The organism is Klebsiella sp. 141153 (genome assembly GCF_032601995.1).
Classification (GTDB): domain Bacteria; phylum Pseudomonadota; class Gammaproteobacteria; order Enterobacterales; family Enterobacteriaceae; genus Klebsiella; species Klebsiella aerogenes.
Genome location: NZ_JAQIRJ010000010.1, coordinates 81,438 through 96,208, shown reverse-complemented (window position 1 = coordinate 96,208; position 14,771 = coordinate 81,438). Strand labels below are relative to the sequence as shown.

10 protein-coding genes are annotated in these 14,771 nt (G+C 54.1%); 7 read left to right on the top strand and 3 right to left on the bottom strand.

Annotation, left to right across the window (positions count from 1 at the left end; translation table 11 throughout):
• The first annotated feature begins 231 nt into the window (after positions 1 to 231).
• A complete protein-coding gene (gene purM / locus PGS10_RS18815) occupies positions 232 to 1,269 on the top strand; it encodes a phosphoribosylformylglycinamidine cyclo-ligase (protein WP_045392672.1) in 1,038 nt (345 codons plus the stop codon).
• On the top strand, positions 1,266 to 1,907 hold the full coding sequence (gene purN, locus PGS10_RS18810; protein ID WP_045392675.1) for a phosphoribosylglycinamide formyltransferase: 642 nt from the start codon (positions 1,266 to 1,268) through the stop codon (positions 1,905 to 1,907). The genes purM and purN overlap by 4 nt, the downstream gene beginning before the upstream one ends.
• Positions 1,908 to 1,960: 53 nt before the next feature.
• Here purN and PGS10_RS18805 read toward each other — a convergent pair whose 3' ends face one another.
• Positions 1,961 to 3,301 (bottom strand): glycoside hydrolase family 28 protein, encoded by a 1,341-nt coding sequence (locus PGS10_RS18805; protein WP_047078063.1) that lies wholly within the window; start codon positions 3,299 to 3,301, stop codon positions 1,961 to 1,963.
• Between the two features lie 420 nt (positions 3,302 to 3,721).
• On the opposite strand from PGS10_RS18805, the gene PGS10_RS18800 reads away from it, so the two are divergent.
• Together PGS10_RS18800 and PGS10_RS18795 are read left to right on the top strand one after the other, a co-directional pair.
• A complete protein-coding gene (locus tag PGS10_RS18800) occupies positions 3,722 to 5,173 on the top strand; it encodes an MFS transporter (RefSeq protein ID WP_047043452.1) in 1,452 nt (483 codons plus the stop codon).
• Positions 5,148 to 6,245 (top strand): glycoside hydrolase family 88/105 protein, encoded by a 1,098-nt coding sequence (locus PGS10_RS18795; protein WP_316423346.1) that lies wholly within the window; start codon positions 5,148 to 5,150, stop codon positions 6,243 to 6,245. Before PGS10_RS18800 ends, PGS10_RS18795 begins: the two co-directional genes overlap by 26 nt.
• A gap of 5 nt (positions 6,246 to 6,250) precedes the next feature.
• Here PGS10_RS18795 and PGS10_RS18790 read toward each other — a convergent pair whose 3' ends face one another.
• Positions 6,251 to 7,909 carry a hypothetical protein gene (locus PGS10_RS18790; RefSeq protein WP_047078074.1) on the bottom strand — a complete coding sequence of 553 codons (1,659 nt, stop codon included), beginning with the start codon at positions 7,907 to 7,909 and terminating at the stop codon, positions 6,251 to 6,253.
• Between the two features lie 177 nt (positions 7,910 to 8,086).
• Between PGS10_RS18790 and ppk1 the strand changes: the two genes are divergently transcribed.
• Both ppk1 and ppx read left to right on the top strand, forming a co-directional pair.
• Positions 8,087 to 10,147, top strand: a complete 2,061-nt coding sequence (gene ppk1 / locus PGS10_RS18785) for a polyphosphate kinase 1 (RefSeq protein WP_047043447.1) — start codon at positions 8,087 to 8,089, stop codon at positions 10,145 to 10,147.
• Between the two features lie 3 nt (positions 10,148 to 10,150).
• Complete coding sequence (gene ppx / locus PGS10_RS18780) at positions 10,151 to 11,677, top strand: exopolyphosphatase (protein WP_045392691.1); 1,527 nt, start codon at positions 10,151 to 10,153, stop codon at positions 11,675 to 11,677.
• A 49-nt stretch (positions 11,678 to 11,726) separates the two neighbouring features.
• On the opposite strand, the gene PGS10_RS18775 is transcribed toward ppx, so the two are convergent.
• Complete coding sequence (locus PGS10_RS18775; protein WP_047078061.1) at positions 11,727 to 13,958, bottom strand: EAL domain-containing protein; 2,232 nt, start codon at positions 13,956 to 13,958, stop codon at positions 11,727 to 11,729.
• A gap of 370 nt (positions 13,959 to 14,328) precedes the next feature.
• Between PGS10_RS18775 and PGS10_RS18770 the strand changes: the two genes are divergently transcribed.
• On the top strand, positions 14,329 to 14,520 hold the full coding sequence (locus PGS10_RS18770; RefSeq protein ID WP_045392697.1) for a YfgG family protein: 192 nt from the start codon (positions 14,329 to 14,331) through the stop codon (positions 14,518 to 14,520).
• Positions 14,521 to 14,771: the final 251 nt, after the last annotated feature.

The following is a 14,771-nucleotide window of genomic DNA, read 5'->3' as shown; positions in this document are numbered from 1 at the left end:
ATCGTTATTCGCTTTTCACCAAACAGAAACCGGTTTCATTGGCATAATGATCATTCAACAAAGGCGAGGCAAGCAGAAGACTGTACCCGGTTTCATTTTCGTGAACAGTATCAAATTTGCTCATCTGTAAGCCGTTTTAAATCGAGTGTAAAGCAGGCTCGCAAACGTTTGCTTTCCCTGTTAGAATTGCGCCGATTTTTCTTGCTACCGCAAACGCGTGGAGACTTCGCAGTGACCGATAAAACCTCTCTCAGCTATAAAGATGCCGGCGTGGATATTGATGCAGGCAACGCTCTCGTCGACCGTATTAAGGGCGTGGTGAAGAAAACCCGTCGCCCGGAAGTGATGGGCGGACTGGGCGGATTCGGCGCGCTGTGCGCTCTGCCGCAGAAATACCGCGAACCGGTACTGGTCTCCGGCACCGACGGCGTCGGCACCAAGCTGCGTCTGGCGATGGACCTTAAACGTCACGACACTATCGGTATCGATCTGGTCGCCATGTGCGTTAATGACCTGGTGGTTCAGGGCGCCGAGCCGCTATTTTTCCTTGACTACTACGCGACCGGTAAACTGGACGTAGACACCGCGGCAAGCGTCATCAACGGCATCGCCGAAGGCTGCTTACAGTCCGGCTGCGCGCTGGTTGGCGGCGAAACGGCAGAGATGCCGGGTATGTACCATGGTGAAGATTATGACGTGGCCGGTTTCTGCGTCGGCGTGGTAGAAAAATCAGAAATCATCGACGGCAGCAAAGTGGCTGACGGCGACGTACTGGTCGCGCTTGCCTCCAGCGGCCCGCACTCTAACGGCTACTCGCTGGTACGTAAGATTATCGAAGTCAGCGGCGTTGACCCGCAGACCACCGACCTCAACGGCAAACCGCTGGCCGACCACCTGCTGGCGCCGACCCGTATTTATGTCAAATCGATTCTGAATCTGATTGCCAATGTCGACGTCCACGCTATCGCCCACCTGACCGGCGGCGGCTTCTGGGAAAATATCCCGCGCGTACTGCCGGACAACACCCAGGCAGTGATCGACGAGTCATCCTGGCAGTGGCCGGAAGTCTTCAACTGGCTGCAAACCGCCGGTAATGTCAGCAGCCACGAAATGTACCGCACCTTTAACTGCGGCGTCGGCATGCTGGTCGCGCTCCCGGCAGCCGAGGCGGATAAAGCTATCGCCCTGCTGAACGAGCAGGGTGAAAACGCGTGGAAAATCGGTTATATCAAGGCATCCGATGCCGAACAACGTGTGGTCATTGAATGAAAAACATTGTGGTGCTGATTTCCGGTAACGGCAGTAATCTACAGGCGATTATTGATGCCTGCGCCCGGAAGCAAATCAACGGCACCCTGCGTGCGGTATTCAGCAATAAGGCCGAAGCATTCGGCCTTGAGCGCGCCCGCGAGGCCGGTATTCCGGCCTTTGCGCTCTCGCCGAAAGCGTTTGATAGCCGCGAGGCCTTCGACCGCGAGCTGATGCAGCAAATCGACGCCTTTCAACCGGATTTGGTGGTGCTGGCAGGCTATATGCGCATCCTTAGCCCAGCGTTTGTTGACCACTATCAGGGGCGCTTGCTGAATATCCATCCTTCTCTGCTGCCGAAATATCCCGGGCTGCATACTCATCGCCAGGCGCTGGAAAACGGTGATGAGGAACATGGCACCTCGGTGCATTTCGTCACCGACGAGCTCGACGGCGGGCCGGTGATCTTACAGGCTCGGGTACCGGTATTTCCGGAAGACAGCGAAGATGACGTTACCGCCCGCGTTCAGGCGCAGGAGCACGATATCTACCCGCTGGTGGTGAGCTGGTTTGTTGATGGTCGCCTGCGTATGGAAGCTAACTCTGCGTGGCTGGATAATCGCAAGCTGCCGCCGCAGGGCTATGCCGCTGAAGAATAACTTGTTCTGGCCCCGGAGCAATCGCCGGGGCAACTTCCTCTCTTGTTTCCTCGCTAAATATCTCCGTTTTCCAGACATAGCGCGTTAGGGTTCCAGGCTGCCGGTAATGGGGTCGGGCGCTGATAATCAAATTCGCGCAGTGTCAGACCCGCTACGCCGTTAGCATACAGTACCGGCAAACCGCCGGGATAAGGCTCGACACCCCAAACGCGGCCGCTTTGCGGATTCAAACACCAGGCGTTATCAATCCCCATCCCGGTCGGCGACATCGGATTGCACGGCGGGCGGATATCATAAAGCCCCTGCTCCGCTGCCAGGTTCAGCTTCTGGGTTAGCTGCACGCCGTCAAACAGAATGCGCCGGATCTGACCTGGCGTTTCACTATGCAGGTTTATCGCGCCTTCGCACTCGCCAACCAGCCCGCGGAACTGGATCTGTGAGATTTCGCCGGGTTCAATCGCCGGATCGCGACGGCGCGCGGAAAGGAAAACAGGGTCCGCCTCGCCCCAATGACAGGCCGGCGCGCTCACGCAATCAAAAGCAATGCTGCTAAAAATCATCCGCCGTAGCCGCCCGCCGTCGCGGGATATCAGGCCAATGCCGCGATTGGAGTCAAAGATAGTGCAGTTACTCACCAGCACATCTTCAATATCCCGCCAGGTTTCAGTACCGATTTTAAAGGCGCAGCTTTTCGAGCGCAGCGTGCAGTTAACGATGGTTACCTGACGCAACGGTCGCTGGATGCGCTCAGGTTTATCGGTGGTTTTCAAACAGATGGCATCATCCGCCGCGCTGAAATAGCTATTGGCGATATGGACCTGCTGGCAGCTGTCGATATCCAGCGCATCGGTATTAGCCATCGTCAAATCATTGTCGACGGTAACGCCGTCAACCACCACGCCCGTACAGGAGACCAGATGGATTGTCCACATCGGGGCATGTCGTACGGTGATATTTTCCAGCCGGACGCGACGGCAATTCTCCAGCAAAATGATCCGCGGGCGCGCCCTGGCTGGCGTGCGGTAGCCCATGGCATCAACGCCACGGGAGAACCAGCCGTCAGCGCTGCCGTAAATCTCGCCGCCGCCGCAGATGGTAATATTCTGTGCATCCACAGCATACAGAAAGGCCCGATCTGAAGATTCCGCCCGGCTCAGCGCCGTCGCCTGAGCAAAGTCATCATAGTTTTCGCTAACGATAAGCTCAGCCCCCGGCGACAGCCACAGACAGGTGTTCGACCCTATCCGCAAACCGCCAAGCGCATACCTGCCGCAATCAACTACCAACTGGCCGCCGCCCGCCTGCGCCAGTTCGTCCAGCGCCTGTTGAAAAAGTTCGGTATCCGGCGTCACGCCATCCGCATGGGGATGGCGCTGCGAAAGATAAATGTTCATAGCATGTCCTGGAAATCAACGTATTACCTATCTCACCATCTCTCTCGCCCTCAGCGTAGGGTCTAAATCACTACCGCGGAAATATCTGCGTACCCTTTCACATTCCCCGTCACGCTCAGAGGAAAAACGTGAGATAACGCGCATAATTTACCGGCGAAAAAAATGAAAACAGGGCCGTTATCACAGTTATTGCCCTCTTAAACCGCAGCATATGTGAGCAGCATCACGGGATTTATTTCATTTTGTCGCCATTTGGCATGCTGCTCGCAGAACGGTACGAAAAACCGACTGTCGGGATTCTCGCCCCCCTCCCCCTCTTTTACTGTGCAACCTCGCATTCCTTACCAAAGAGATACGCTCATGACGAGGACAGTGACCCCGCAACGAGAAGTCAAAACCCGCAACATCCTCTGCTGGGGGATGGGCGATATTTTCGGCAGCGGCGCGATGACCATCACCGGCCTGTGGCTGCTCTACTTTTATATCGAAGTCGCCGGGCTCTCACCCGCCGCCGCGGCCTCTATTTTCGCCATCGCCAAGATTTGGGACGGCATCACGGATCCGGTGATGGGCTACATTACCGACAACATTCGCACCCGTTGGGGACGGCGACGGATCTTCTTCATTCTCGGCGCGCCGCTATCGCTCTGTTTCGCTCTGATGTGGATAAGTGGTTTTGGCTACGCCTGGTACCTTGGTACCTATCTACTATTCAGCACCGTCTTCACCCTGCTGATGGTGCCTTACGATACGCTGCCTGCAGAGATGACCACCCGCTATGATTTGCGCTCGAAAATGTCCGGCGCGCGAATGCTATTCGCTCAGGCGACAGCCTTTCTCGCGGCGCTGATCCCCGGGCAAATCATGGCCCACGTCGCCGATAAATCGCAGGCGTTTCTCTATATCGGCATTATCTTCGCCCTGCTTTTTGCCTTGCCGTGGATCTTCGTCTGGCGCGGTACCTGGGAGCGCGACAACCTCCCGCCTCCGCAGACGCAGCAAGGTTTAGGCAAAACGCTGCGTTCGCTGTATCGGGAAATGGCCTCGACCTTCCGTCTGCGGACCTTCCGTATTCATATCATGATGTACGTCGGCGGCGCGGTGGCGCTGGATATTTTCGGCTCGCTGTTTATGCACTATATGACCTACGTGCTGCGTGTCGGCACATCGCTGGCTTCGCAGGCCATGAGTCTGATGACGCTGTTTCAGTTCTTCGCGATCCCTTTATTTACCTGGCTTTGCATCCGCGTCGGCAACGGCAACGCCTATAAGGTGGCCATCGCGCTGATCCTCTGCGCGCTACTGTGGTTCAGCCAATTGACCGCTTCTTTCAACCATCTTTCCTGGCTGCTGCTCGGCGGCGCAATCGTGATGGGCATCGCCCGCGGCGGCACCTATCTTATCCCATGGAATGTCTACAATTTTCTGCCCGATATCGATGAAGCCTACACCGGCGTGCGCCGCGAAGGGATCTACGCTGGGGTGATGATGCTGACGCGCAAATTCTCCCAGGCGCTGGCGCTGTTTATCGTCGGCCTGGCGCTGGAAGCCTTTGGATTCACCAAAGGCGCCGAAACGCAGAATACCGCCGCGCTGAATGGCATCTGGTGGGTATTCCTCGTTGGCCCCGGCCTGCTGGCCCTACTGGCGATGTATGGCGCGTTTCGTTTTCGCTTGAGCCAGCCGCGACATCAAATCCTGATTAGCGAACTGGAGCGTCTGCGCGCCGGTGGTCATCCACAGGATGCCAGCCCGCTGGCACGCGAAACCATCGAGCTATTGACCGGCCATCCACATCGCAACGATCGCTGGCAACGCGCCGCCGTTTCTTCTCAAGGAAATCACTATGTCGCAGAAAAACAACCGTCCTGAATTACAGTCACTCATCGAAGCGCTAATCGGCAACTTAACCGCGATTACCGACGATAGCGGCCAGTATTTGCAACGGCTGGCGGATGGCCGGGTGGTTGACACCAAAGGTTGGGACGGCTGGGAGTGGACGCATGGCATCGCCCTGTTTGGCCTGTTTCGCTACCAGCAACTGACAGGATCGCTTCGGGCTCGTGAACTTATTGACGGCTGGTTTAGCGCCCGCTTCGCCGAGGGCACGCCGGAAAAAAACATCAATACCGCTTGCCCGTTTTTAACCCTGGCGCTGCGCTATCAACAGACGCCTCGCAGCGACTGGCGCGCCTACCTGGAAAGCTGGGGAGACGCTATATATCGCCAGATGCCGCGTACCGATGAAGGCTGCCTGCAGCACGTCACCTATGAGGCTCCCCATCATCAACAAATCTGGGACGATACGCTAATGATGGCGGTGCTGCCGCTGGCGATGCTCGGCAAAATGTTTGCTAAATCGCGCTGGGTAGAAGAGGCGAAATTTCAGTTTTTGCAGCACCTGCACTATTTAAGCGACCGCCAAAGCGGCCTGTGGTTTCACGGCTGGCATTTCAACGGCAGACACCATTTCGCCGGCGCGCTGTGGGCTCGCGGCAATAGCTGGATAACGCTGGCGATACCGGAGCTACTGGAGATGCTCGATCTCGACGAGCACGACGCCTTTTACCGCCAGTTACAAAATACTCTGCAAATTCAGGTCAGCGCCCTTGCCCGCTGCCAGGCCGAAAACGGCCTATGGCCGACGCTGCTCAACGAGCCGGATAGTTATCTGGAAGCCTCTGCGACGGCGGGGTTTGCCGCGGGTATTTTCAAGGCGGTGCGCCTCGGCTACCTCGACGACGCGTTTCTGCCGGTCGCCGAGCGGGCCTGCCGGGGTATAATCGAACATATCTCGCCGCAAGGAGAGTTAACGCAGGTGTCGTTTGGCACAGCGATGGGCAACGACCTCGACCACTATCGTAATATCCCCCTGACCGCCATGCCCTACGGCCAGGCAATGGCGATACTGTGCCTGGTTGAAGCCCTACGTCGCACCCTTTAATGCAGTTACCTGAGCGCCGCCAGCTCGGTGCTCAGGCTATCCGCCAGATTACGTGCTCGTACAGGATCGAACATCACGTAAAACGCCGGCGAGGCCTCGCCAATCTGCTGACAAAGCGTTTCCATTTCCGATGCGCAGCGATATAACGCCTGCACGTTGATATGGCAAATTTCCCGCATGCTCCAGCTGTTTTCCACCTCTCGGGCGTAGTGCAGGGTAAAGAAGGCCTTTTGCGCATGGGTAAATAACTGGCAATAGAGCGGCAGTCCCTGCCACTCTTCACGCCACCGAAGCGCCAGCGCGGCGGGAAAATCCGCGGTGAGAGCGAACGCTTGCGCCGCTATCCCCAACTGCTGCGCGCTGGCTGCGACTTCATCTTTTTCTTGCGCGATTTGCGTGAGATTAGCCATCGACTTCTGCGGGTCATCGCGGGTGAAGTGGATATCCTGCGCCGAACCGGGTAACCAGTGGCTACGCGCCAGTTGTCCGTAAAGGCTCCACACCGCCTGGCCGTAGCTTTCAGGCAATTGGCTATGGCGATGGAAAACATGGTCACGCACATATATTGACTGGTAGAGCGTCTGCGTCGCCTGTTCAAGCAGCAACTGGAACTGCTGCGCGACATCGGCTGACGGACACCAGCCGTAACGTTGCGCCAGCCATTGCACCAGTAACTGCTGCTGATTTTTTACCGCCCCTTCACCCAGCAACTGACTACAGGCGAAGAGGTTGCATTCGCTTAGCGTCGCAGGGATCCAGTGATTATCGATACTTTCCCAACTGGTTTTACAGATAGCGCCGGTAATGCGCGGGTTGCGACTCTGACACCACAACAGTCGCCCCTGCAGCTCATCAATACGTAAAAACGGCATGACGCCCCATCCCACTTCTTCGCCGGCAAGATCGATATCGATCCATACATCCCGCGTCTGCACCGCCAACAGCGCCGGATTGTTAGGGAAAGCAGGCCAGAAACGTTCCGGCGTGAGTTTTATCGATACCGAAACCGCAGGCGGCAGCGGTTCAATCGCATCCAGCACGGCGCTGAGATCGTCATTGCTGGCAGGGAAGACACGCAGTACCAGATGCTTATTTTGCGCGGCTACCGCCTGGCTCAGGGCATTAAAGCAGCGGCGATAGAGCATCAAGCTTTGCGCCGGCTGGCGAAGACCGTCGCTTTGCCTGACCCACTGCGGGCGAGAGATCGGCAGTAAACCGTCGGTACTGGAGAGCGCGATAATCAAACCGGTGAGCGCCGGCACGCTTTGGCACACGGCGCGCACTTTGTCAGTTAACCAGCGGCTCCAGAAATCGACATCAAAACGCACCCCGCGCGGGGTATCCAGCAGTTCCGGATGCGCTAATAACAGTTCGGTGGGAAAGCTAAGTTCTTTCGCCTGCAGATAAAATCGCAACCCCTGTTCACGACAACGCAACGCCAGGCGATTGAGATAGATACAGCGCGCTCGTTGTTGGCTCGACAAGCGGTCGTTATAGTCAAAAGGCGTATACCCCTGTGGCGAAACCAGCTTGCCAAATAGCTCGGCCTGCCCCACCACCACGGTATTAAAATCATGCTCAATTGCGTATTCAATCAACCGGCAGGCCGACGGCCAGTGCCAGATATCCTGATTGTTAAGCTCCAGCGCCCGCGTTTCCCACATCGTTTCGCCCTCCATTTCGCCCCTGACTGAACATAACGTAAGCAAACAAACGCGTCCGCTTTTTCCTGACATCCGATTGAAAGAAAACTGTCATATTGCTTTGACATAGTTGGACATTCAATGGCAAAGCTCGCCATAATGAAAAAGCGACGTCAATGATCCGGAGTGTGAGTTGTAATGGGCCAGGAAAAGCTATACATCGAAAAAGAACTCAGCTGGTTGTCCTTTAACGAGCGCGTACTTCAGGAAGCGGCGGACAAGAGTAACCCGCTTATCGAGCGCATGCGCTTCTTAGGAATTTACTCCAATAACCTTGATGAGTTTTACAAAGTGCGTTTCGCTGAACTTAAGCGACGCATTCTTATCAGTGAAGAACAAGGTAGTACCGCCCATTCACGTCATCTGTTAGGTAAAATCCAGGCCCGCGTGCTCAAGGCCGATCAGGAATTTGATGGTCTTTATAATGAACTGCTGCTGGAAATGGCGCGTAATCAGATCTTCCTGATTAACGAACGCCAGCTGTCCGTTAATCAGCAGTCCTGGCTGCGCAACTACTTCAAACAGTATCTTCGCCAGCATATTTCGCCGATTCTGATCAATCGCGAAACGGATCTGGTTCAATTCCTGAAAGATGATTACACCTATCTGGCGGTGGAGATTATCCGCGGCGATACCATTAACTACGCGCTGCTGGAAATTCCATCCGATAAGGTGCCGCGCTTTGTGAACCTGCCGCCGGAAACGCCGCGACGCCGCAAGCCAATGATTCTGCTGGATAACATTCTGCGTTACTGCCTGGATGATATCTTCAAGGGTTTCTTTGACTACGATGCCCTTAATGCATACTCGATGAAAATGACCCGTGATGCCGAGTACGATCTGGTACACGAAATGGAATCGAGCCTGATGGAGCTGATGTCCTCGAGCCTGAAGCAGCGCTTAACCGCCGAGCCGGTACGTTTTGTCTACCAGCGCGATATGCCGGACGCGATGGTTGAAATGCTGCGCGATAAGCTCTCCATCTCCAACTACGATTCAATGCTGCCGGGCGGGCGTTATCACAACTTTAAAGACTTTATCGGTTTCCCGAATGTTGGCAAGGCCAACCTGGTCAACAAACCGATGCCGCGCCTGCGCCACCTGTGGTTCGATAAATTCCGCAACGGCTTTGACGCCATCCGCGAACGCGACGTACTGCTCTACTATCCGTATCATACCTTCGAGCACGTGCTTGAACTGCTGCGTCAGGCCTCGTTCGATCCAAGCGTGTTGGCAATCAAAATCAATATTTACCGCGTCGCTAAGGATTCACGGATTATCGATTCGATGATCCACGCCGCCCACAATGGTAAAAAAGTGACCGTGGTGGTTGAACTGCAGGCGCGCTTCGATGAAGAGGCCAATATTCATTGGGCTAAACGTCTGACTGAAGCCGGCGTACACGTTATCTTCTCGGCGCCGGGGCTGAAGATCCACGCCAAACTATTCCTCATTTCACGTAAAGAAGGCGATGAGGTAGTACGTTATGCACATATCGGCACCGGCAACTTCAACGAGAAAACCGCTCGTATCTACACCGACTATTCATTACTCACTGCCGACGCGCGCATCACCAATGAAGTCCGTCGCGTATTTAACTTTATCGAAAACCCTTACCGACCCGTCAGCTTCGACTACCTGCTCGTATCGCCGCAGAACTCGCGTCGTCTGCTGTATGAAATGATCGATCGCGAAATCGCCAATGCGCAGAATGGGCAACCGTCCGGAATTACGCTTAAATTAAATAACCTGGTCGATAAAGGGCTGGTGGACAGACTCTACGCCGCCTCCAGCACCGGCGTACCGGTGAACCTGCTCATCCGCGGCATGTGCTCGCTGATCCCGGGTCTTGAGGGGATTAGCGAAAATATTCGCGTTATTAGTATCGTTGACCGTTTCCTTGAGCACGACAGGGTCTATTGTTTTGAAAACGGCGGTGATAAACAGGTGTGGTTATCCTCCGCCGACTGGATGACGCGCAATATCGACTATCGTATCGAAGTGGCCGTACCGCTGCTGGACCCGCGTCTGAAGCAACGCGTACTGGATATTCTCGATATCCTGTTCAACGATACCGTAAAAGCGCGCTATCTTGATAAAGAACTGAGTAATCGCTACGTGCCGCGCGGCAATCGTCGCAAAGTACGCGCACAGATGGCGATTTACGATTATCTCAAATCACTCGAACAACCCGATTAACCTATGCCAATAAACGAAAAAACACCTCGGCCGCAGGAGTTCGCTGCGGTCGACCTTGGTTCGAACAGTTTTCATATGGTGATCGCCCGTGTCGTCGACGGGGCAATGCAGATCATCGGTCGCCTGAAGCAGCGCGTCCACCTGGCCGATGGCCTGGATGAAAACTCGGTGTTGAGCGAAGAAGCGATTACTCGCGGACTGAACTGCCTGTCGTTGTTTGCTGAACGTCTGCAGGGGTTCTCCCCTTCCAGCGTTTGTATCGTCGGGACGCATACCCTGCGCCAGGCGGCTAACGCGGCGGATTTTCTCAAACGAGCGGAAAAAGTCATTCCTTATCCCATCGAGATAATCTCCGGTAACGAAGAAGCGCGTCTGATTTTTATGGGCGTTGAACACACGCAACCGGAACGCGGACGTAAGCTGGTTATCGACATCGGCGGCGGTTCGACTGAGCTCGTTATCGGCGAAGATTTCGAGCCCCGCCTGGTGGAAAGCCGACGTATGGGCTGCGTAAGCTTCTCGCAGGCCTATTTCGCCGGCGGCGTTATCAATAAAGAAAACTTCCAGCGCGCGCGCCTGGCGGCGGTGCAGAAACTGGAAACCCTGGCCTGGCAATTCCGTATTCAGGGGTGGAACGTGGCGCTGGGCGCCTCTGGCACCATCAAAGCAGCGCACGAAGTGCTGGTCGCGATGGGTGAAAAGGACGGATTCATTACCCCAGAACGCCTTGAAATGCTGGTCAGTGAACTGCTGAAGAATAAAAACTTCGATTCATTAAGCCTGCCGGGATTGTCGGAAGACCGTAAAGCGGTATTTGCACCCGGTCTGGCCATTTTGTGCGGGGTATTCGACGCGCTGGCGATCAAAGAGCTGCGCCTGTCCGACGGCGCGCTGCGCGAAGGCGTGCTGTACGAGATGGAAGGTCGCTTCCGTCATCAGGATATTCGCAGCCGTACGGCCCAGAGCCTCGCAAACCAGTACAATATCGATCGCGAGCAGGCGCGCCGGGTACTGGAGACCACCACTCAGATGCTCGAGCAGTGGCAGGAACAAAACCCGAAACTGGCGAATCCGCATCTGTCCGCCCTGCTGAAGTGGGCGGTAATGCTACATGAAGTGGGGCTGAACATTAACCACAGCGGCATGCATCGCCACTCCGCCTATATCCTGCAAAATAGCGATCTACCGGGCTTTAATCAGGAGCAGCAGATGCTGATGGCTACGCTGGTGCGCTATCACCGCAAAGCTATCAAGCTTGATGATCTGCCGCGTTTTACCTTGTTTAAGAAAAAACAATTCTTGCCGCTGATCCAACTGCTGCGTCTGGGCGTATTGCTGAATAATCAGCGTCAGGCGACGACTACGCCGCCAAAACTGACATTGAAGACGGAAGCCAATCACTGGACATTAATTTTCCCCCACGACTGGTTTAGCCAGAACGCGTTAGTGCTACTGGATCTGGAGAAAGAGCAAGAATACTGGGAAGGCGTGCCGGAATGGCTGCTGAAAATTACTGAAGAAGAAGCGTAAAGCTGGATTCTTTCACTAAAAACGGCCGGGTCATACGCCCGGCCGTTTTTTATGCGACGTCAGCCGCGCAGGCCAGCTGTTCTATCGGAACCGGCATACCAATGTCATAGCCCTGCATATAATCAATCCCCAGTGAAATCACAGCCTGGCGGATCTCCGGCGATTCCACATATTCCGCCACTACCTGCATGTTTTTGATTTGCGCTAACCGGCAAATCGACGCTACGACCTGATAATCCAGGCTACTGGTGACCAGATTACGGATAAAGCTACCGTCAATTTTCAGCATGTCGACGTTAAGCGTTTTCAGCCGCGCATAGCTGGCATAGCCGGTGCCAAAATCATCAATCGCCACCCGGCATCCCAATTCCTGCAACCGCGCGAGCGTTTGTTGCGCCTGCTCCGGATTACTGAGCGAGTGGTTTTCCGTCAGTTCAAAAATAAGCTGCCACGGCTCGATATTATAATGATGCAGCATTTCCTCGACTTCATCCGGGAAACGGCTGCGACTGACCGAGACTGGCGACAGATTGATGGCCAGACGCATGCCTGGCAACGTATGGCGATTATCGTTCATAAAAGCCAGCGTATTGTCGATAACCCAGCTGTCGATGCGCGAAGCCAGGCCAAATTCGTGCGCCGCGGACAAAAAATTATCCGGCGCAACCAGCTCGCCCTGCTCGCCAACCATGCGTAACAGGACTTCATGATAGCTATCGCCGCGCATGCCGATAATTGGCTGCGCCATCAGCCGAAAGCGATTCTGCTCCAGCGCCTGCAGGATCTGGTTCATCATGGACACACGTTCTTTTAGCCCCTGTTGAACGTGAACGGCGCCGCGGCGCTGCACGTTTTCCGGCTGTCCGCTGGTTAACGACATGTCGGCAATATTATTCAGTTCACCGAGCAGTAAATACAGATGCTTGACCGGAGAGCGCACGTTGCAATAGCTGATCCCGACGGGCGGCTGCAGCGGAATACCATCCCAAATGAAACGGAACTGCTTAATCCGCTCATCCAGCATCACAATGCGTTTTTGATGATCGTCGCTATTCAGGCGTACCACAAGGTCATGGCCCGAAAGATGACAGACCATTTCGTTTGGCTGCAGTAGGTGACTCAAATACTCCGACAGCTGCTGCTTATACTGAATTCGCAGCATCACGCCGTAGTGCCGCCCGAGCAGCTCCAACTCTGGCATGCGTAAAAAGCACAGTACCGACCAGGTCGAGTGGTTTAGCGCCCGGCTCAGGGCGCGCAAATTTGGCATATGAACGACCGGGTCGAGAAAGGCCATTCTTCGAACCCGACGGTGGATCATCCGCTGCTGCGTCGCCAGCATTGCCATATAAGCGATAATAAAAGAGAAAACCAGGTAGCTGGAGGAGGTAATCGCCAGCTGGTTATTGTAGATGGGGGAAAATGGCAAGTAGCTGTAATGAAAATGGATGACCAGAATTAATATCGGCGGCCACACCAGGGAAATAAAACGATAACCAAAGCGCATCGCTCCCCATAACATGACCGGCATAAGTAATGACAATGTATAATTTGTGCTAAATATCGTGCTGTTGACATTTAACGGCATGAATAATAAAGCCAGTATTATTAACAATGCTATTGCCCAGACAATAATTTCCAGCGGTTTTATTTTTTGGTCGATTTGTAAACGCACCTGGGATATAAAGCCGCGTAAATGCAAAGGATTACGAATAACGCGCAGCAAAAAATAGCACAGCGGCACGCCGGTCAGACAACCGACCATCAGCGCCTGAAAAGTGATTAACGATCGTAAACTAAATGGCGTCGTCCCAACCAGCTCCGCCGCGCGCGGATGCAGACCCAGATACTCCGCAAGTTGCGAGATAATGAGAAAAATCACCGAAGGCAGCAGCATTTGCCAGAACAATCGATGCGGCATCAGGGCAACATTGCCGTGGGAAATCTGCTGGCGGCGCGGAACGAAAATACGATATCCGCCCCAGCACAGCACCGCGGGGATCAAAAAATGAAATAACACGCCGATGGCCTGCTCAAAGGTCATGCCGCGCGTAATGGTCAGCAGCAAGCCGATAACAATGCCAGGCAATGCCGCCCAGCCAAAAAATAGCATCAGGCTTAATACTAGCGCCAGCGGAAGGTAATACAGGAAGACGGTATGACCGTTAAGATTCGCGAATGTATTTGCAGCGCGCGCTAATGGCAACAACAACGTAGGTAAGACGAGCGGTAGTGCCCACCATTTATCCTGATATCGTTTGTATAGTTTAATAATACTCATAGATGCTCGACAGATTACCCCAACTCCTGCGGAGTATATTCAGACAGGCATCCAACCCGACCAGGCTAACCGCGAAAGTAATAACGATGCGGAACAGATGGTCGATTTTAGTGAGCAACAGAATCAAGCAATTGACGCAAATCAATAAACTATTTAGCTAATATTAATAAAACTTATTTTTTTGCGACCTTGTGCAACAACCAAAATCCGTGTAAATACGATGTTCATCTTATATAACATTAAGTAATGTTTTAGCTCTACGATTTTTACACCGCCGACAATTGACCCCACCGCTATACTATGACTTAATAGCCCCATTGCCCGTCTTCGGGTATACTTCAAGGAACCTTTTGTGAGTCAGGCACCCAGTATGCGTAAACGACATCGATTTAACCGTCGCATGACCCGTATCGTACTACTTATCAGTTTTCTCTTCTTCTTTGGACGCTTTGTCTACTCTTCTATCGGCGCCTGGTACCATCATCAGGGCAAGCAAGAGTCGCAGCAATCGACCATCACCATTGATGCTCCCGCGACGCCAACCACTCCAGCCCAGGAATAACGCCTACGGCCAATGTAACGGCTCTTTCGAGAACCCGCGCCCTTCCGCTTTATCTTTCTGTGACAGGGTAAGCAACTGCAGCAAAAATTGACATTCACCCGTCGCGGCGTTCTTTTAACGTTGCTGATTGACTCGACTTCATGGCGTGTTCGCTAATCGTCAGGCATCGTTTTTAATCCAGACCATATGCCCAACCGACATCAAACATCATTACGGACATAAAAAAACCCTCTGTAAACAGAGGGTTTCGT